The 19,245-nt window shown below is 65.8% G+C and carries 13 protein-coding genes and 1 pseudogene; 5 read left to right on the forward strand and 9 right to left on the reverse strand.

The features are described from left to right. Positions 1–2: 2 nt before the first annotated feature. From accC to tcuA, 6 genes are all read right to left on the reverse strand, one after another. On the reverse strand, positions 3–1,352 hold the full coding sequence (accC, locus tag QW887_RS02875; protein ID WP_315712202.1) for an acetyl-CoA carboxylase biotin carboxylase subunit: 1,350 nt from the start codon (positions 1,350–1,352) through the stop codon (positions 3–5). A gap of 82 nt (positions 1,353–1,434) precedes the next feature. Next, positions 1,435–1,920, reverse strand: a complete 486-nt coding sequence (gene accB, locus QW887_RS02880) for an acetyl-CoA carboxylase biotin carboxyl carrier protein (RefSeq protein ID WP_316164755.1) — start codon at positions 1,918–1,920, stop codon at positions 1,435–1,437. 50 nt (positions 1,921–1,970) lie between these two features. After that, entirely contained in the window at positions 1,971–2,450 is a 480-nt protein-coding gene (gene aroQ, locus QW887_RS02885) for a type II 3-dehydroquinate dehydratase (protein WP_316170460.1), read from the reverse strand. A gap of 264 nt (positions 2,451–2,714) precedes the next feature. Then, entirely contained in the window at positions 2,715–3,422 is a 708-nt protein-coding gene (locus QW887_RS02890; protein WP_316192618.1) for a DUF1236 domain-containing protein, read from the reverse strand. A gap of 186 nt (positions 3,423–3,608) precedes the next feature. Next, positions 3,609–4,706 carry a tricarballylate utilization 4Fe-4S protein TcuB gene (tcuB, locus tag QW887_RS02895; RefSeq protein WP_316194154.1) on the reverse strand — a complete coding sequence of 366 codons (1,098 nt, stop codon included), beginning with the start codon at positions 4,704–4,706 and terminating at the stop codon, positions 3,609–3,611. Next, a complete protein-coding gene (tcuA, locus tag QW887_RS02900) occupies positions 4,693–6,108 on the reverse strand; it encodes an FAD-dependent tricarballylate dehydrogenase TcuA (RefSeq protein WP_316194155.1) in 1,416 nt (471 codons plus the stop codon). Before tcuA ends, tcuB begins: the two co-directional genes overlap by 14 nt. A gap of 205 nt (positions 6,109–6,313) precedes the next feature. Between tcuA and QW887_RS02905 the strand changes: the two genes are divergently transcribed. Continuing rightward, positions 6,314–6,985, forward strand: coding sequence for a GntR family transcriptional regulator (locus QW887_RS02905; RefSeq protein WP_315712636.1), 672 nt, complete (start codon positions 6,314–6,316; stop codon positions 6,983–6,985). A gap of 122 nt (positions 6,986–7,107) precedes the next feature. Here the strand turns inward: QW887_RS02905 and QW887_RS02910 are convergent, their stop codons facing one another. Together QW887_RS02910 and QW887_RS02915 are read right to left on the reverse strand one after the other, a co-directional pair. Continuing rightward, positions 7,108–7,872, reverse strand: a complete 765-nt coding sequence (locus QW887_RS02910) for a DsbA family protein (RefSeq protein WP_316194156.1) — start codon at positions 7,870–7,872, stop codon at positions 7,108–7,110. Between the two features lie 126 nt (positions 7,873–7,998). Further along, entirely contained in the window at positions 7,999–9,393 is a 1,395-nt protein-coding gene (locus tag QW887_RS02915) for a M48 family metalloprotease (protein WP_315767296.1), read from the reverse strand. A gap of 152 nt (positions 9,394–9,545) precedes the next feature. On the opposite strand from QW887_RS02915, the gene QW887_RS02920 reads away from it, so the two are divergent. Next, positions 9,546–10,745: a pyridoxal phosphate-dependent aminotransferase gene (locus QW887_RS02920; protein WP_315826864.1), complete on the forward strand. Its 1,200-nt coding sequence runs from the start codon at positions 9,546–9,548 to the stop codon at positions 10,743–10,745. Positions 10,746–10,752: 7 nt separating this feature from the next. Further along, positions 10,753–10,905: pseudogene (locus QW887_RS02925) on the forward strand (dicarboxylate/amino acid:cation symporter); the annotation flags it as partial. A gap of 116 nt (positions 10,906–11,021) precedes the next feature. Here the strand turns inward: QW887_RS02925 and QW887_RS02930 are convergent. Beyond that, complete coding sequence (locus QW887_RS02930; protein ID WP_410052206.1) at positions 11,022–14,267, reverse strand: Rne/Rng family ribonuclease; 3,246 nt, start codon at positions 14,265–14,267, stop codon at positions 11,022–11,024. Positions 14,268–15,072: 805 nt separating this feature from the next. Between QW887_RS02930 and QW887_RS02945 the strand changes: the two genes are divergently transcribed. Next, positions 15,073–16,395, forward strand: coding sequence for an N-acetylmuramoyl-L-alanine amidase (locus QW887_RS02945; protein WP_315751757.1), 1,323 nt, complete (start codon positions 15,073–15,075; stop codon positions 16,393–16,395). Positions 16,396–16,625: 230 nt separating this feature from the next. Beyond that, on the forward strand, positions 16,626–19,133 hold the full coding sequence (locus tag QW887_RS02950) for a penicillin-binding protein 1A (RefSeq protein ID WP_315712186.1): 2,508 nt from the start codon (positions 16,626–16,628) through the stop codon (positions 19,131–19,133). The last annotated feature ends 112 nt before the right edge of the window (positions 19,134–19,245 follow it).

The following is a 19,245-nucleotide window of genomic DNA, read 5'->3' on the forward strand; positions in this document are numbered from 1 at the left end:
GCTCACTCCGCCTTCTGGCCAGCGAGGTACTGTTCGAGCCAGTGGATGTGATAGTCGCCATCGATGATGGCCGGCTCGCGGACAAGGGCCCTGAACAGCGGCAGGGTGGTCTCGATGCCGTCGACGACCATCTCGTCCAGCGCGCGCCGCAGCCGCATCAGGCACTCGACCCGAGTCTTGCCGTGGACGATCAGCTTGCCGACCAGCGAGTCGTAATAGGGCGGAATCACGTAGCCCTGATACACGGCGGAATCGATGCGGACGCCGAGGCCGCCAGGCGGGTGGTACTGCAGGATCTTGCCCGGCGAGGGCCGGAAGGTGACAGGGTTTTCCGCATTGACGCGGCACTCGATGGAGTGGCCGTTGATGACAACCTGGTCCTGGGTCATCGGCAGGTCGCCGCCGGCGGCGATGCGGATCTGCTCCAGCACGAGGTCGATCCCGGTGATCATCTCCGTGACGGGATGCTCGACCTGGATGCGGGTATTCATCTCGATGAAATAGAATTCGCCGTCCTCGTAGAGGAATTCGATGGTGCCGACGCCGATGTATTTCAGCTCCTGCATCGCCTTGGCGACGGTGTTGCCGATCTTGGCCCGGGCCGCTGCGTCAAGCACCGGGGAGGGGCCTTCCTCCCAGACCTTCTGATGGCGCCGCTGCAACGAGCAGTCGCGCTCGCCGAGATGGATGGCGCCGCCGCGGCCGTCGCCGAGCACCTGGATCTCGATGTGGCGCGGCTTCTGCAGATACTTCTCCAGATAGACCGAGGCGTCGCCGAACGCCGATCTCGCCTCGTTGGCCGCTGTGGTCAGCGCCAGCTGCAGGTCGGCCTCGGTGTGGGCGACCTTCATGCCGCGGCCGCCGCCGCCGGCGGCTGCCTTGACCAGCACCGGGAAGCCGATCTCCTTGGCGATCGCCATCGCGTCGTGGTCCGGAGTGACAGCGCCATCCGAGCCTGGAACGACGGGAATGCCCAGCCGCTTGGCCGTCTTCTTGGCCTCGATCTTGTCGCCCATCAGGCGGATGTGCTCCGCCTTCGGCCCGATGAAATGCAGATTGTGGTCCGCGAGAATCTCGGCGAAGCGCGCGTTCTCCGACAGGAAGCCGTAGCCGGGATGCACGGCGTCCGCGCCGGTGATCTCGCAGGCGGCGAGCAGGGCGGGAATGTTGAGATAGCTGTCCTTCGACGGCGGCGGCCCGATGCAGACGCTTTCGTCGGCGAGGCGGACATGCATCGCATCGGCGTCGGCGGTGGAATGCACCGCGACGGTGGAGATACCGAGCTCCTTGCAGGCCCTGAGGATGCGAAGGGCGATTTCGCCGCGATTGGCGATGAGGATCTTGTCGAACATGGTGCCTCGGGCGCGAGTGGCGAGTAGTGAGCGGCGAACATGGAATGGTGGACCATTCGCTTTCGCCGTCCGCTAGTCGCGCTTATTCGATGATGACGAGCGGCTCGCCGTACTCCACGGGCTGGCCGTCCTCGACCAGGATCTGCGTCACCGTCCCGGCGCGCGGTGACGGAATCTGGTTCATCGTCTTCATCGCCTCGATGATCATCAGAGTCTGACCGACGGACACCTTGGAGCCGACCTCGACGAACGGTTTGGCGCCGGGCTCGGGCGCCCAGTAGGCGGTGCCGACCATGGGCGAGGGCACCACGCCGGGATGTTTGGACAAGTCTGCGCCGGCGGCTGCCGCGGTGGCGGCTGCGACCACGGGAACGCCAGCGGCGGCCGTTCCGATGGCCGAATGGACGGCCGCCGCAACGGTCACGTTGCGGGCAACGCGGATGCGAAGGCCGGCACGCTCCAGCTCGATCTCGGTCAGGCTGGTCTCATCCAGCAGCGCTGCGAGCTCGCGAATGAGCTGGCTGTCTTCGGATTTCGCGATAGTCTTGTCGTCGGGCTGGGGCGCCATGATCTGATCCGGAACGTTGGGTGCGTGAGGACTGTGACGTCAGGCTTGCGCTAGATGTCGGTCTGCGTGACGGCTTTGGCGCCGATCTTGGCGGCGAGGCCGGTGATCGCCAGCCGGTAGCCGTCGATGCCGAAGCCGCAGATCGAGGCAAACGCGGCCTTCGCGGTGAAAGAATGGTGCCGGAAGCTCTCGCGGGCGTGAATGTTGCTGATGTGCACTTCGACGGCGGGGATCTTCACCCCCATCAGCGCGTCGTGCAAGGCAATGGAGGTATGAGAGTAGGCGCCGGCATTGAGGATGATTCCGACCGCACCGCGGCTGCGGGCCTCATGGATGCAATCCACGAGCACACCCTCATGGTTCGACTGCCGGCACTCCGCCGTCAGGCCGAAGCGCGCGGCCGTCTCGACGCAGAGCCGTTCGACGTCTGCCAGGGTGGCATGGCCATAGGTCTCCGGCTCGCGGGTGCCCAGCAGGTTGAGGTTGGGTCCGTTGAGGACATAGATCGTGTTGTGCGCGGCGTCGGCCATTCCCATCCCGGCGGTGTGGCGGCAGTGGGCGGCGTTATAGGTAACAAAGCCGCCAAGGGGAAGCCTTTCGGCAGCCGGGCCGGCTGCCCGAGGCTTGGTCCGTCAGACGAAAAAACCGTCTTAAGTGTACGAAATTGCTGGTTAACCAGGTTTGTCCACCCGGCTGCACGGGCTGCGTGTGATCGCCCTTACGTGCTCTTTGCGCAATAGAATGGGGCGGGCATTGCTGCCCGCCCCATGTCCTCATCGCCTGCCTGGTCGGGATCAGGCGTCGAGAACTGCGACGATCTCGTAGGTGCGGGGATCGATCACGATGATCTGCTCACGAACCAGGATGAAGTCGTATCCGCGCCATTCCGGATAGATCGTCACGACTTCCGCCGGGAGCCGGTGGAAGTGAACGTCGCGCGGCACCCGGGTGCCGACCGAGATATTGAAGTTCACGTTGGTCACCGGCTCGACGCGCTGGCTGCGGATCACGCTGGTGATCTTGGTGCGCTGCTCGGTGGTGAGCTTGGCGCCGGCGCCGGCCTGTCCGGTGGTGGTCTGCGACCGGTCGCTGCCGGTCTTGGTTTCGGCGTTCGTGCTGGTGCCGCTCTTGCTGTCGCGACCCTCGGCCTTCATGTTCTTGGAGCCGGCCTTGTCGGTCTCGGAGGTCGCGCCCTTGGCATTCGGACCCTTCATGCCTTCCTCGGCGCGCTGGCCCTTGGTCGCACCGGGCTTCTGCTCGGACTGACTGGAGCGCATGTCGGACGCAGGCGAGCCGCTGTCGCGATGCATCGCGCCGCCGGGCGCGTTCATGCCACCGCTCGATGCTCCGCCGGCAGCACCACCGGTCGCACCGCCCTGCATGGCTGCGCCGCCGGACTGTCCAGCTGCGCCGCCCGCACCGCCGGTACCTTGCGCATGAGCAAAACCTGCACCCGCCAGGAGCGCGATTGCAGCAACTGATACCATCAAGCGATTGGTCATCCTCTATCCTCCTCGTATTTGCACTGCCCGCGCCGACAACGGCAGGAGGTAGGAGTCGTTCCGTGCGTCGCCGATCGTTCCGGAAAAATGTCGCAGATCGCAACTTTATGAACGGATGCTCAGGGTCATGAATGCTGCATGACGACAACAGTGATCCGTTGCGTGTCGCCGGCGACTTCGCATGAGCTACGCGCCGTGACGTTCGCGCGCGTAGCGGACGAGCGCCAAGAATCGATAGAGGCCGTGCACGAACTTGCCGTAGGGCATCGTGATGAAGAGCGCGAACACCGCACCGAGATGGAGCGCGAGCAGCAGGCCCATCGTGCTGGTCTCGCGTAGCAAGAGGAGGGCGAGCCCGGTTGCGCCGGTAAGGACGAGCATCGCCAGGAACGCGACGTCCATGGCGCGACTGCCCGCATCTATCATCGCAGGCTCACGCCTGCGCTTGGCGGTGTAGAGTCCGAGCGGACCGACCACGATGCCCAATCCGCCCAGCGTGCCGAGCACGACCGGCAGGTCCCACAACGGATAGGGCGCCTCACGGTGCAGAAGATAGTGATAGAGCGTCGCGACGCTGGTCGATGCGACGCAGAGCATGAAGCCCCAGAACGTCAGATGGTGATAGAACCGCCGGGTGTCGCGTGGCCGCTCGTCCTCGTTGTAGCAGCCGACGCCGCCGCCATCGAGATAGCGCAGGCTGGCTGCGTCGCGAACGGCGCGCAGCAGTGGACGTGGGCGCGTCAAGGTCGAGCTCGGCTCGCCGATATCATTCCAGAACGCCCGAGCGCCCGTGATGAAGGCGATGATGGCCCACAGGAAGGCGGCGCCGAACAACAGCGCCATCGCGTTGTGGGGCATGAGCGCGTAGAACGAGCCGGGGCCGTGCCGGCTTGCAAACACCGCGGCGGGATCGTTGAAGGCCACGATGCCGACGATGAACGCGGCCATGCTGACCACCGCGATGAGCGACACCGCGAGACCATTGCGCCTGAACAGCGGCGCCAGCGCGTGCGGCCAGGCATAGTCGGCATAGCTCTCGTGCCGCACCCGGGCCAGAACGGAGGGGACGCGAACGTCGAACTCGTGCGGGGGGGAGAACTGGCAGTCGACGTAGCAGGCCCCGCAGGCATGGCAGAGATTGGCGAGATAGTTGAGGTCGCCGCCGGTGAAGGCGCGGCGCATCTCCATTGCCGGAAACACGGCGCAGAGTCCCTCGCAATAGCGGCAGGAATTGCAGATCGTCATCAGCCGATCCGCCTCGGTCAACGCCTCACTGTGCTGCATGTGTCGCTGCTCCCTGGCCGGCGATACGCCCGAACACGCTGCCGATCGTCATGCCGATTCCTGCGGCATAGCCGCGGCCGAGCACGTTGCCGGCCATGATCTCGCCTGCGGCGTACATGTTGTCGGCGGGACCGCCGGACTTCATCATCATCTTTGCGGCGTGATCGACCCGCACGCCGAGGTAGGTGAAGGTAATGCCGGGCCGAACCGGATAGGCGTAGTAGGGGCCGCTATCGATGCGGCGCGCCCAATGCGATTTCGGCGGCGTCAGGTTCTCGGTGCGGCAATCGTCGAGGATGTCGGGATTGAATTGTCCGTCGCGCACCGATGCGTTGAAATGCGCGACGGTGGCGGTCAGCTTGTCCGGATCGAGGCCGAGCCTGCCGGCGAGCTCGGTGATGCTGGCCGCCTCGATCGCGGGGTAGAGCGACGGCATGAACAGGTTCGCCGATTTCGCGTCGAAGATGATGTAGGCGATCTGCTCCGGCTGAGCGGCAACCAGGCGTCCCCAGATCGCGTAGCGCTTCGGCCAGACGTCCTCGCCTTCGTCGTAGAATCGCTCAGCGTTGTTGTTGACGACGATGCCGAACACGACGCAGTCGAGCCGCGTGATGATGCCGCCGTCATATTTGGGGGCGCGCGCATCGATCGCCACCGCGTGGCACTGGGTCGGATCGCCGATGCTGTCGACGCCGGCGCCGAGCAGCAAGTCGAGCACCGTGCCGCGATTGTTGGGCGTGCCGCGGATCAGGAAGTTGCGCGCGATCTCGCCCCAGCCCTCGACCAGCCTGTCGATGTTGGCTTCGAAGCCGCCCGCTGCCGCAACCAGCGCCTTGCCGCAGATCCGCGTCCTGGCGTCACGCTGCCGGATGATCGCAGCGTCGAAACGGGTCTCATCGATGTCGAGCCCGACGACCTCCGCCTCATACAGCACGTCGACGCCGAGCCGCTCGGCGGTGAGATACAACGCATTGAGCATGGCCCGGCCGCCGCCCAGGAAGAACGAGTTGGTCCGCCCTAAGCTCAGCGTCCCGCCGAGCGACGGCTGGAAACGCACGCCCTGTGCGACGATCCAGTCGAGCATGTCCTTGGACTCGCGGATCATCAGACGCGCCAGTTGTTCGTTGGTCTGGCCTTCGGTGACGCGCAGGAGATCGTCCCAGAACTCGTCCTCGGTGTAGGGGCCGCTCAACGTCGCGGTCGCCGCGTCATGGGCGCAGCGCATGTTGCGGGTGTGGCGCGTATTGCCACCGCGATAGAACTTGGAGGCGGCCTCCAGCACGATGACCGAGGCCCCGGCGCGCCGTGCCGCAATGGCGGCGCAGAGGGCTGCGTTGCCGCCGCCGACCACGACGACGTCGTAGGTCAGGGGATGGACGGCGAGATCGCTCTGATCAGTCATCGCAGGCCCTCGCGGACGCAAGGCGGCGGGGCCTGGACCGGGTTTGGTCCACACAGCCACCCCTCCGCATGCCAGCCGTCGGCCAAGCGATGATGGATGGTACGGAAGTAAAGGCTACAGTAGGCATAGAATTGGTATGCCATTGTATACAAAAATATGCAAGATAGGCTGTTGTTCGCAACGAGATTGTGAAATCGTGACCCCCATGTCCTCGGAAGCGCCATCGCTCACCATCGATCGTGACAACGTCTCTCTCGGCGAAGCGGTATTTCGTGCGCTGTGCCATGCGCTGGAGAACGGCTTCTATCGCTCCGGCGATCGGCTGCGTGAGGACGAGGTCGCCCAGAAGCTGAACGTCAGCCGGACGCCGGTCCGTGAGGCTTTCGGCAAGCTGGTGGCCAAGGGGTGGGTGCAGCCGGCTGGTGGACGCGGCCTGATCGTGCGCAGTCTCGACGAGAATGAAGTCCTCGAGCTGTACGCGATGCGGGAAATTCTCGAAGGCGCCGCCGCCCGGCTCGCCGCGCAGTATGCCGTGTCGGCCGAGATCGCGGCGCTCCGCGACATTCATGCACGCTTTGTCAGCGGGGGGGACGACGCCGCCGAGCTAGCGCGGCTGAACCGGCTGATGCACGGTGCGATCCAGCGCGCGGCGCGCAACCGCTACCTCGATGCCGCCCTCGAGGACATGCATGTCGCGACAGCGCTGCTGGGAACCACGACGTTTGCGGCCGAAGGACGTGCGGCAACTGCCGCGGCCGAGCATGGTGAGCTGATCGAAGCGATCGCGATCCGCGATCCCGATCGGGCCGAGGCGATTGCACGCGGGCACATCCGCGAGGCACTTCGAACCCGGCTCGGCATGAAGCTGAAGGGATAGGCGAGGGCGCTGCCGCCACCCGGCTGCCGCTTCGCCACCGGCTCACGGCAAAAGCAGAAGGCCGGCTGAGACAGCCGGCCTTCGATTGATCTCGTGATGGCGAGACGCTTTGGCAGAGATGCTCAGCAGCTCGCCTTGCCGCAGCGGGCCGCGCTGATCTTCTCGCGCAGGCCCTCGACGCCGACGGCGCCGATCACGACCTGCTTGCCGATCACGTAGCTCGGCGTCCCGTTCATGCCCATCTCCTCGGCGAGCTTGAAGTTTTCCTCGATCGTCGCCTTGGCCTCGGGGCTCGCCATGTCCTTCTCGACGCGCGCCATGTCGAGCCCGAGATCCTTGGCGACCGCGAGCGCATGGGCCTTGTCGGCCTGGCCACGGCCGCCCAGCAGCTTCTGGTGGAAGTCGAGATATTTCTGCGGGGCTTGAATGCGAACGGCAACGGCGACCTGCGCGGCCTCGACGGAGCCCTGGCTCAGCACGGGAAATTCCTTGAGCACGACCTTCAGCTTCGGGTCGCTCTTCATCAGCTCCATCATGTCGGCCATCGCGCGCTTGCAGTAGCCGCAATTGTAATCGAAGAACTCGACGAAGGTGACGTCGCCATCCTTGTTGCCGAGCACGACGCCGCGCGGCGAGTTGAAGATGGTCTCGGCGTTCTTGCTGACGCTGGCCTCGTGCTTGGCCGCCTCGGCTGCCGTCTGGCGCTTCTGCAGCTCGGCCATCGCCTCTTCGAGCACCTCGGGATGCGCGATCAGGTAGTTTCGGACGATGGTCTCGATCTCGCCCCGCTGGCTGTCGGAGAAGCTCTCCGCCGACGCGAGCTGAGGCACGCCGCAGAGCGAAAGCGCGAGCAACATCGCGGGAATGAGCGTGCGGACTGACGGCATGAAGGAGGTCCTCTGGGTCAAATGATCGGGTCCTTGTCGATGGTCGTGACGGTATTTTGATATTCTGGATCGGATGATAGCAGTAGTTCAAAACTTCAGCGGGCGCCAACCCCGCTGTCCGACAGCCTACTGGCCGGAAAGCGGCTTTGCCGTGACGATGTCGTCGGCCCTGACCCAGCCTGGCGAGCCGACCGCGAAGCGGGTTTTTGCACGCGAGGCAAGCTCGCGCGCCGTCTTGTTGTCGCCACGCAGGAAGGCGGCCTGCGCCGAGGCGAGATCCGCCTCCGCATAATCGCCCTTGCGACCGTAGGCCATCGCGAGCTGGGAATAGCCGAGCGGCGCCTCGGATTCGCGCGCGACCGCCGCGCGCAAGATCGAGATCGCCTCCTCAGTGTAGGCTTTGTTCTCGGATGCCACCAAGGCCTGACCAAGTAACATCTCGATGAGCGGGGCGTTATTGGACAGGTGCACCGCCTTGCGCAGCGGGGCGATCGCCTCAGTGGGTCGGCCGCCCTCCAGCAGGGCCTGGCCGCGGACCTCGTAGAAATAGGCGTTGTTGGGTTGCACTTGGATCAGGGCATCGATCTGGCTCAGGGCGCTGCGCAGGTCGCCATGCAGGTAGGTGGAGATTGCCCTGGCGTAGCGGGCGGGCAGGCCGGTGTCCGACAATGGATAGCGCCGTGCCACCGTGTCCGGCCGTTCCATGAAGGCCGAAATCTTGGCACGGACCATGTCGTGGCGGAGCTGCAGTGCGGGGTCGTCCTTCTTGTCCCAATAGGGGCTTTGGCGCGCGAGGCCCTCGAGCGCCTCGACGCGATCGGCCGGCATCGGATGTGATTGCAGATAGGGGTCGGCGCCGCGCGCGGCGAACAGGCTCTCATTGGTGAAGCGCTTGAACGTCTCGTACATGCCCTTCGGCGATTGCGCTGTCGCAGTGAGGAATTTCACCCCCGCGCGGTCGGCGTTCTCCTCCTGCTGACGCTGGTACGACAACAGCGATCGGCGGATGACCTCGCCCGGGGCCGACAGCGTCGCGGCGCCGGCATTGGCAAGGCCGCTGCCGCCGCCGCGCGCGCCGACCGCGAGGGCGCCGGCGCCGAGAATGGTGGCGATGATCATCTGGGTCTGGGCGGTGGCGAGCTGCTGGCGCAGCTTGGCGAGATGGCCGCCGGCGAGATGGCCGGTCTCGTGCGCGAGAACGCCGATCAGCTGGTTCGGATTTTCCGACTGCAGGATGGCGCCGTAATTGACGAAGATGCGGCGGCCGTCGGCAACGAACGCGTTGAAGGACGCATCGTTGATGATGACCATCTGGATGTTCTGCTTTTCGAGCCCGGCGACGCGCAGGATCGGCCGGGTATATTCACGCAGCAGCACCTCGGTCTCGGTGTCGCGCAGGATCGGCGGTCCCTTGCCTTGCTGCGCCGATGCAGGCGCGAGCGGCGCCAGCGTCACGGCCGCCGCGACGACCGCGGCAAGCCCGCCGGACAGTTTCTTGCGAAGCACGATGCGGAGCGACATCAGGCGATCTTTGCAATTGGCGCGAGGCGCGAGACGGGCTATTGCCCACCAAACGGCGGAATGCGGCTCATCTGCGGCGAACGAGGCCCATGGGCTGACCCCGACCGGTTCACGGAGCGGGTCCGAACAGCCGGGGTCAATAGCAGATATCGATGGTGGATGCGACAGTGATACCGACATTGGAACAGCGGATCGCCGACCTGACGGCACCGTCCGCGCGCAGCAATGTTCCGCCGTTCATGGTGATGGACGTGATGGCTGCGGCCGAGCGGATCGAGGCGGGCGGTGGACATGTCATCCACATGGAGGTCGGCCAACCGGCGGCGCCTGCGCCACGAGCGGCCATTGCGGCCGCGCATGCCGCGCTCGATCAGGCCCGCATCGACTACACCTCGGCGCTCGGTCTGCTGTCGCTGCGACAGCGAATCGCGCGGCACTATCGCGAGACGCACGCTTGCGAGGTCGATCCGGCGCGGATCGTGATCACGACGGGATCCTCGGCCGGATTCATCCTGGCGTTCCTGGCCATGTTCGAGCCCGGCGACCGCGTGGCCGTGACCGTGCCGGGCTATCCGCCCTATCGCCATATCCTGACGGCGCTGGGCTGCGAGCCGGTGCTGATCGAGACCACGGCGGAGAACCGTCACGCCCTGACCGGCGAAGCGCTGCTCGCCGCGCACCGCAAGACGCCGCTGAAGGGTGTGCTGGTGGCAAGTCCCGCCAATCCGACCGGCACCATGATGTCGCGTGAGGCGCTGGGCGGTGTCATCGCAGCCGCACGCGACGCCGGCATCCGCTTCATCTCCGACGAGATCTATCATGGTCTGGACTACGCGTTTCCGGCGGTGACGGCGGCGGAGCTGTCGCGCGAGGCCCTGATCATCAACTCGTTCTCGAAGTACTTCTGCATGACGGGCTGGCGCATCGGCTGGATGGTGGTGCCAGATGCGCTGGTGCGGCCGATCGAGCGTCTGCAACAGAACCTCGCGATCTCGGTTCCGACCCTGTCGCAGATCGCGGCGGAAGCGGCGTTCGACGGCCGGACCGAAATGGAGGCCATCAAGCACGGTTACCAGGAGAACCGGCACATCCTGATCGAGGGTTTCCCGAAGGCCGGCCTGACCCGGTTCCTGCCGGCCGACGGCGCCTTCTACCTCTATGCCGACGTGTCCGACTTCACCTCCGACAGTTTCGACTTCGCCAAGCGGATGCTGGAGGAGACCCATGTGGCGGCCACGCCGGGCGTCGACTTCGATCCGATCCACGGCCGCAGCTTCGTGCGCTTTTCCTATGCGCGTTCGGCCGAGGACATGCGTGAGGCGGTGGCCCGGATCGCGCGCTGGTTAGGCTAGGGCGCGCGAGCCGCGTGCACTGACCAACATCATCGGCAACGGCATCGCCACCGTGTTCGTCTCGTGGCGCGAAGACGAACTCGACCATGATTTCCTGCAGCGACGGCTCAATCAGCAGATCGATCCGTCGGATGTCGAGCCGGCCGTGACGACCGGCTGAGCGGCCTCCGGTCGGTCGTCACGGTCAAGAACGATCGCCATACGAAGAACGCCATATGAAAAACGCCCGGCCAATCTGGCCGGGCGTTTTGCATCGAAGCGTCGGAGAGCGGGGGCTTACTGCCCGCCACCGAAACGGCGGGACCACCAGCCGGCCCGGCGCGGGGCCGCAGGGGACGAGGAATCGGTGGCCGCCGGTTCGGAGGCAACCGGTCCGGACGCCGCGACGTCGACAGCCGGAGTGGGTGCGCTGCTCTCGGCGACGTTGACGGCTGAAACCGCGCCCTCCGGCCTCGGCTCGGTGAGGAAGCTGACCTTCTCGCGAACCGTTGAACGGCGTGGGGTCTTCTCGGATTCCGTCTTCGGAGCCTCGGTCTGCTGCACTTCGGGCTGTCCCGGAGCAGCCTGTGGCATGGGCACGGAGGCGCCAGCGACGGACTCATCGGCCTCGGTTGCGGCCGACGCATGGACTGGCGCCGCAGGTTCTGCCGGCTCTTCCTCGTCGTGGTGGGAAGCGCCATCGCCGTCGAAATCGGCCACGGCGGCTTCTGCCTCCGATGCCGAAGCCGGCGCGAGCTCGTCGCCGATCGACGCGGCGAGACCTTCTTCCGCGCCACCGCGCCGACGGCGACCGCCGCGGCGTCCACGCCGGCGCGGACGCCGCTCGCCGCCAGGCTGATCCGTCTGCTCGCCTTGTGCGAACGCAGGCTGTTCCTCCGACTCGTCGTCTTCGCCGTCGGTGTCCTCGGCTGACTGCTCGGCGGCAGAGCCCGGCTCGGCGGACTGCAGTCCGGCCGTGCCTTCTGGGAGCGCGCCCTCGCGGGCCTCGCTGCCGCGGCCACGCCGGCGCCGTCGCCGCTTGCGGCGCGCGCCGTCCCGCTCGCCTTCGGCTGCGCTGCCGTCGGCTGCGTCCTCGGACAGGCCTTCGGTCTCCTCGGTCTCGACCTCGGATTCCGTCTCGATGTCGAACGGTTCTTCCTCGTCGTAGATTTCCTCGGCCGCCAGCGGCGGGGCGGAGGCCTGCGCGGCGAGCAGCGCCTTGGCGGCCTCGAGCGTGTGCACCTGCTCGCCCCGATCGATGATGAAGGATTGCTGGCCGCTCACGCTCGGATCGGCGATGACGGCGAGCGAGACCTTGAAGCTGTTCTCGAGGTCACGCAGATGGCCGCGCTTGTGATTGAGCACGTAGAGCGCCACCTCGGTGCGGGTGCGGACCACGAGATTGTGGGTGGCGCCCTTCATCAGCGTCTCTTCGAGGCTGCGCAGCAGTTGCAGCGCCACCGAGGACACCGAGCGCACGTGACCGGTGCCGCCGCAATGCGCGCACGGCTCGGTCGAGCTTTCGAGCACGCTGGCCCGGATGCGCTGCCGCGACATCTCCAGAAGGCCGAAATGCGAGATCCGGCCGACCTGGATGCGCGCGCGATCCTGCCGCAGGCAGTCCGACAGCTTGCGTTCCACGGAGCGGTTGTTGCGCTTCTCGTCCATGTCGATGAAGTCGATGACGATCAGCCCGGCCAGGTCGCGCAAACGGAGCTGCCGCGCCACTTCCTCGGCCGCCTCCATATTGGTCTTGAGCGCTGTGTCCTCGATGTGATGCTCGCGCGTGGCGCGGCCGGAGTTCACGTCGATCGAGACCAGCGCCTCGGTCTGGTTGAGCACGATATAGCCGCCCGAGCGCAGCTGAACGGTCGGCGAGAACATCGCGTCGAGCTGGCTCTCGACGCCCATCCGGGAGAACAGCGGCTGGCCGTCGCGATACTGCTTCACCGCCCGGACATTGGTCGGCATCAGCATCTTCATGAAATCGTGCGCCTCGCGGTAGCCGTCTTCGCCGGCCACGAGGATCTCGTCGATCTCCTTGTTGTAGAGGTCGCGCAGCGAGCGCTTGATCAGCGAGCCTTCCTCGTACACGAGGGTCGGGGCCTGCGACTTCAGGGTCATGTCGCGGACCGTTTCCCAGAGACGCAGCAGATATTCGAAGTCGCGCTTGATCTCGGGCTTGGTGCGGTTGGCGCCGGCGGTACGCAGGATCACGCCCATGCCCTCGGGCACGTCGAGATCCTGCACCACTTCCTTCAGGCGCGAGCGGTCCTGCGCCGAGGTGATCTTGCGGCTGATGCCGCCACCGCGCGCCGTGTTGGGCATCAGCACGGCATAGCGGCCGGCCAGCGACAGATAGGTCGTCAGCGCCGCGCCCTTGTTGCCGCGCTCCTCCTTCACGACCTGCACCAGCATCACCTGGCGGCGCTTGATGACTTCCTGGATCTTGTACTGCCGGCGCGGACGGAAGGTGCGCTCCGGCACTTCCTCCAGCACGTCATCGCCGCCGACGGATTCGACGAGCTCTTCCTCGATCTCCTCGCCGTCGTCCTCGTCGTCCTCATGGTCGCCGGACGCGGTGTCGGAGCCGTTCTCGTCGCCGGGCACGATGGTGACGCCGTGATCAGCATGTTCGCCCACGGCAGCGACGTCATCGTCGTCGTGCTCATCGTGATCATGCTCATGATGGTCGTATTCGTGATGTTCGTGCTCATCATGCTCGTGCTCGCCGTCATGATGCTCGTCGTGACCGTGATGCTCATGGTCATGCTCGTCGTCGTGCTCGTCTGCCGCGACAGCCGGGCTGGCCGCCTCGGCAGCGTGCGAGTCGCCGGTCTGCGGGCTCGCGGCCTCCGCAGCTTCGCCGGCGGGCTGCTCGGCAGCAGCGTCATGGCCCTGCGCGGCAACGGCATCAGGCTGACGGTCGGCATGCTCGCGCGATTCGTCGGCTGCGCCCTGCCGAGCTTCGCCCGAGGCGTCCCGACCTTGAGCCTCGACCGGGCCTTCGGAGAAGCCCTGCGCCTCGCTGGGAGCGGTCGCGTCGGCGTGCGGCTGATCGTCCTGCGCGTAGGCGTGGTGGTCTTGCGCCTCGTGGTCGGCCTCGTGCCCTTCGGTCGGGGCAGGGAGGCCCGCCTCGGCGGCCTCGACGATCTCGCTCTGGACCCGTTCGCCGCTGCCGCGGCGCCGTGAACTGCGGTGCCGGTTGCGGCGGCGGTTGGAGCGGTTCTCGCTTTCCTCTTCGGCTTCGCGGTGCGCGCGCTCCTCGGCCTCGATCAGAGCCTGCCGGTCGGCGACCGGGATCTGATAGTAGTCCGGATGGATTTCGCTGAAGGCCAGGAAGCCGTGGCGGTTGCCGCCATACTCGACGAAGGCGGCCTGCAGCGAGGGCTCGACCCGCGTAACCTTGGCCAGGTAGATGTTGCCGCGGAGCTGCTTGCGTTGGGCCGTTTCGAAATCAAATTCCTCGACGCGGTTGCCGCGGACGACAACGACCCGGGTCTCTTCCGGGTGGGTAGCATCGATCAACATCTTGTTGGGCATATTGGAACTCTTGGAGGCGACGGGCGCGATTGGCCGCGAGCGCGTGGCGCGCTGTCGGATGACGCGACGGTCCACCTGATTCGGGGGTGAGGGGAAGGCCTAAACGCAGCTGGTCGCGCCGCGCCAACCCTGATGCCGGCGGGGCGATTGGCCGAACGGGGATCTGGCCCCGCATCGGCGCGGATCGTCCGCTGGTCATGGTTGGCAACTCAGTCTGGCGCATCAAGCGTCGGCCCGTCTGGAATATGTGGGCGGCAGCGGGTGCCGCCTTCTCTGTTGCCGAAGGCCAGATTGCGCCGAAACGCTTGCCTGGATCGAATACCCACCCTGTCACGGGTGCGGTATCAGGCTATACCGTGTCTGACCTGGTGCCCGGGCGGTCTCTGCGAGGAGGCGCCCTGACAGGCGCCACTCGGCTCGTGACCGGCTCTCCGTTGCGGCCGCGCGGGATCGCGCAGGCTTTGGTGGAGCGTCGGAAAGGCGCTGGACTCTTCGCAACGACCGAGGACCCGATATCGAGCACCCCGATCACGAAGCTTCCGGCGTTTCACCGGAGGTTGAACGCGACACAACCGGCAGTAAGGATTAGCCTTCAGCCCTTCGTACATACGAGGAATGGTCAGGTCGCGCAAGCGAAGCGTCGCGGAACCGCAACAATCGGTGGCCTTTAACGAAAATGACAAAATTTGGCGGTTAACCCCTGGGATTGGTTGCGGTAAGACGATCCCGCGGAGGCATCGATTTGGCAATTGGCCGGGCGAATTACCTTTCCTTGCTGGGATGCGCGTCGCTGTGCGTCACGCAAATGTTATGTGCGGCGGTCATTCCGGCCCGCGCCCAGAGCGGACCGGTCGGCCAGGTGCCGCCTGCCGTGGTCGGGCCCGGGTTCCCCATCGCCACCGACGCACGGGTCGCCGGCGATTCCCGACAGACCCGTTTCGTGCTCGATCTCGACCGGACGGTGCCGTTTCGAACCTTCCTGCTCAGCGAACCCTATCGCGTCGTCGTCGACCTGCCCCAGGTCAGCTTTCATCTGCCCACTGGAGCCGGGACCAGCGGCCGTGGTTTGGTGAAGGCGTTCCGCTATGGGATGGTGATGCCCGGTGGGTCCCGCATCGTCTTCGATCTCACCGGCCCGGCTCGAATCGCCAACTCCACGGTGCTGGATGCCGCCAACGGTCAGCCGCCGCGGCTGGTGCTCGAACTGGAGGAGGTCGACGAGGCGACCTTCGCCCGCGCCATCGGCAGCGACAGCCGTCTTGCGCCCAGGCCTGCCGATTCGGGGTCCGCGACGGCGTCGGTCGCGGTCGCAGGAAACCCTGCGCCGGCAGTCCGGCCGCCGCCGACGACGGTCGCCATCGCTCCCCCTCCGACGGATGGTCCGCCGGACACCCGGCCCGTGGTCGTGATCGACCCCGGTCATGGTGGTATCGACTACGGCACCCAGGGCGGCGAGGTGCCGGAGAAGAATCTGGTGCTCGCCTTCGGCCAGGCGCTGCGCGACCGGCTGGAACGGTCGGGCAAGTTCCGCGTGATCATGACTCGCGACGACGACACCTTCATCCCGCTTGGAGACCGGGTCCGCATCGCCCAGAAGCAGTCGGCGGCTCTGTTCGTCTCCATCCACGCCGATGCGCTGCCGCGAGGTGAGGGCACTGCGCAGGGCGCGACCATCTATACGCTGTCGGACAAGGCGTCTGACGTCGAGGCGGAACGGCTGGCCGAGGCCGAGAACCGGGCCGACCAGATCGGCGGGGTCAATCTGACCGAGGAGCCGGCCGACGTCGCCGACATCCTGATCGATCTGGCCCGCCGGGAAACCCGCACGTTTTCCAACAGGTTCGCCCGTGTGCTGATGAACGACATGAAGACGGCGGTGCATATGCATAAGCGCCCGCTGAAATCGGCCGGTTTCCGCGTGCTCAAGGCGCCCGACGTGCCATCCGTGCTGGTCGAACTCGGCTATGTCTCCAATAAGGGCGATATGGGGAACCTGGTCTCCGACGCATGGCGGTCGCGCACGGCGGACGCAATGGCGCGGGCGATCGATGCCTTTCTGGCCAAGCGCATCGCCAACGCGGGCCCCGAGAGGCCGGACAAGCCGGCGGCGGTACGCGCAAAGCCCTAGTTTGGCCACAGCAACATCCGTATAAACGTGCTGCGAGGCACCCGGAATCAGTGAGGATTCCTTCTCGGCAGACTTGTGATAGGCTTGACCGCTGATAGGCTTGACCATGCGTTTCTCTGGCATGGGTCACGCGGCATTGCAGCCGACCGTGTGATTTTTGGCGGTAGCGCCTGTGGGTGCGCCGCGTCCGAGCCGAGAGACGAAACAAGAGTTGGAACGGATATTCGCCGATGCGCTTTCTGGTGCGGTTTTTGGGCTTCCTGTTCGCGGCCGGTACCGTCTTGTTCCTGGTCGGTGTGGCAGCAGCGGCCGGCCTGATCTGGCATTTTTCCAAGGACCTGCCTGACTACTCCCAGTTGCAGGATTATGAGCCGCCGGTGATGACGCGCGTGCACGCGGTCGACGGCTCGCTGGTCGGTGAATATGCCCGGGAGCGCCGGCTGTACCTGCCGATCCAGGCGGTTCCCAAGCTCGTGATCAACGCCTTCCTCGCCGCCGAGGACAAGAACTTCTACGAGCATGGCGGCATCGATTTCACCGGCATGGCGCGCGCCGCCGTGGTCTACGCCCAGAACTTCGGCTCCAATCGCCGTCCGCAGGGCGCCTCCACCATCACCCAGCAGGTCGCCAAGAACTTCCTGTTGACCAACGAGGTGTCGTTCGCCCGCAAGATCAAGGAAGCGCTGCTGGCGATGCGCATCGAGCGCACCTACTCGAAGGACAAGATTCTCGAGCTCTATCTCAACGAGATCTATCTCGGCTCGGGCGCCTATGGCATCGCCGCGGCGTCGCTGGTCTATTTCGACAAGTCGGTGAACGAGCTCACCGTGGCGGAGGCGTCCTATCTCGCCGCGCTGCCGAAGATGCCGGGCAGCCTGCATCCGATCCGCAATCGCGACCGCGCCATCGAGCGCCGCAACTACGTCGTCGATCGTCTGCTTGAGAACGGCTGGATCAAGCAGGCCGACGCCGACAAGGCGCGCAAGGATCCGCTGACGATCGCGAGCCGCAACACCGGCGCCCACATCTTTGCGGGTGAATATTTCGCCGAGGAAGTTCGCCGCGACATCTTCGAACGTTATGGCGAGAAGAAACTCTACGAAGGCGGCCTGTCCGTCCGGACGACGCTCGATCCGAAGATTCAGGTCATGGCGCGCAAGGCCATGGTCGCCGGACTCGTGAGGTACGACCAGGAGCAGGGCTATCGCGGGCCTGTCTCCAAGCTCGATACTTCGGGCGATTGGGGGGTGAAGCTCGCCGACATCAAATCGCTCTCGGACATCTCACCGTGGCGGATGGCCGTGGTGCTCGAGACCAGTGACCAGTCCGCCCGCATCGGCTTCCAGCCGCCGCGCGAACTCGGCGGCGCCGTCAGCAAGGAACGCCAGACTGGCCTGATCACGCTTGACGGCGTGAAATGGGCGCGGGCTGCGACGGCCAACGGCCGTGGCAAGGTGCCGACGTCGGTCGCCCAGGTGCTGCAGCCGGGCGACGTGATCTATGCCGATCCGCTGTACAAGGAAGGCAATCCGGTCGAAGGCCAGTATCGCCTCGAGCAACTGCCCGAAGTGTCCGGCGCGATGGTTGCCATGGACCCGAACACCGGCCGTGTGCTCGCGATGGTCGGCGGCTTCTCCTTCGACCAGAGCCAGTTCAACCGCGCAACGCAGGCCTACCGGCAGCCCGGATCGTCATTCAAGCCGATCGTCTATTCTTCGGCGCTCGACAACGGCTATACGCCGTCGACCCAGGTCGTCGACGCACCAATCGAGATCGACCAGGGGCAGGGCGGGCAGGTCTGGCGCCCCGACAACTTCTCCAACGGCAAATATCTCGGGCCCACGACCTTGCGCAACGCGCTGCGTCTGTCGCTGAACACGGTGACCGTGCGTCTCGCGCAGGACGTCGGCATGCCGCTGATTTCCGAATACGCCAAGCGATTCGGAGTCTATGACGAGCTGCCGAATTACCTCTCCTACGCCCTCGGCGCCGGCGAAACCACGGCCATGCGCATGGTCACGGCCTATTCGATGATCGCCAATGGCGGCCGTCGGGTGAAGCCGACCTTGATCGACCGCATCCAGGACCGCTACGGCCACACCATCTTCAAGCATGATGCCCGCGAGTGCCGCGGCTGCGACGCACCGGACGGCTGGAAGAACCAGAGCGAGCCGCAGCTGGTCGACCGCCGGGAGCAGGTTCTGGATACGATGACGGCCTACCAGATCACCTCGATGCTCGAGGGCGTGGTGCAGGCGGGCACGGCGACCGTGCTGAAGGAGGTCGGCAAGCCGATCGCCGGCAAGACCGGCACCACCAACGAGGCCAAGGACGCCTGGTTCGTCGGCTTCTCGCCGGACCTCGCCGTCGCCATCTACATGGGTTACGACAAGCCCCGGCCGCTCGGTAGGGGTAATGCTGCGACCGGCGGTCATCTGGCCGCGCCGATCGCAAAAGACTTCATGAAGCTCGCGCTGGCCGACAAGCCGGCCACGCCCTTCAAGATCCCGGCCGGCATCAAGCTGGTCCGTGTCGATGCCAAGACTGGCATGCGCGCGAGCCCCGGCGACGGCGGCCGCACGATCATGGAAGCGTTCAAACCTGGTACGGCGCCGCCGGACAACTACTCGGTCATCGGTGTCGCCGACGCCGATGGACGCGTGATGCCGTCGCAGAGCGGCGGCCAACCTGATGCTGGCAGCTTCATCATCCGTCCAGGCACGGGAAGCCTCTATTAGGCATTGGGCCGGCTGAAACTGATGCCGGTGCGGTGCAGAGCGATTGCGCTTTGCGCCGAGCGCCGTTACATCCCCTGTGAGAGACGATGCTGCGGCGCTTCAAGCCGTGGCC

Source organism: Bradyrhizobium sp. SZCCHNRI3052, from assembly GCF_032484895.1.
Classification (GTDB): Bacteria; Pseudomonadota; Alphaproteobacteria; order Rhizobiales; family Xanthobacteraceae; genus Bradyrhizobium.

Bases quoted from the DNA above. Each gene is read 5' to 3' on its own strand.
- accC (WP_315712202.1), bottom strand. From the start codon at position 1,352: ATGTTCGACAAGATCCTCATCGCCAATCGCGGCGAAATCGCCCTTCGC.
- accB (WP_316164755.1), bottom strand. From the start codon at position 1,920: ATGGCGCCCCAGCCCGACGACAAGACTATCGCGAAATCCGAAGACAGC.
- aroQ (WP_316170460.1), bottom strand. From the start codon at position 2,450: ATGGCCGACGCCGCGCACAACACGATCTATGTCCTCAACGGACCCAAC.
- QW887_RS02890 (WP_316192618.1), bottom strand. From the start codon at position 3,422: ATGACCAATCGCTTGATGGTATCAGTTGCTGCAATCGCGCTCCTGGCG.
- tcuB (WP_316194154.1), bottom strand. From the start codon at position 4,706: ATGCAGCACAGTGAGGCGTTGACCGAGGCGGATCGGCTGATGACGATC.
- tcuA (WP_316194155.1), bottom strand. From the start codon at position 6,108: ATGACTGATCAGAGCGATCTCGCCGTCCATCCCCTGACCTACGACGTC.
- QW887_RS02905 (WP_315712636.1), top strand. From the start codon at position 6,314: ATGTCCTCGGAAGCGCCATCGCTCACCATCGATCGTGACAACGTCTCT.
- QW887_RS02910 (WP_316194156.1), bottom strand. From the start codon at position 7,872: ATGCCGTCAGTCCGCACGCTCATTCCCGCGATGTTGCTCGCGCTTTCG.
- QW887_RS02915 (WP_315767296.1), bottom strand. From the start codon at position 9,393: ATGTCGCTCCGCATCGTGCTTCGCAAGAAACTGTCCGGCGGGCTTGCC.
- QW887_RS02920 (WP_315826864.1), top strand. From the start codon at position 9,546: ATGGTGGATGCGACAGTGATACCGACATTGGAACAGCGGATCGCCGAC.
- QW887_RS02930 (WP_410052206.1), bottom strand. From the start codon at position 14,267: ATGCCCAACAAGATGTTGATCGATGCTACCCACCCGGAAGAGACCCGG.
- QW887_RS02945 (WP_315751757.1), top strand. From the start codon at position 15,073: ATGTTATGTGCGGCGGTCATTCCGGCCCGCGCCCAGAGCGGACCGGTC.
- QW887_RS02950 (WP_315712186.1), top strand. From the start codon at position 16,626: ATGCGCTTTCTGGTGCGGTTTTTGGGCTTCCTGTTCGCGGCCGGTACC.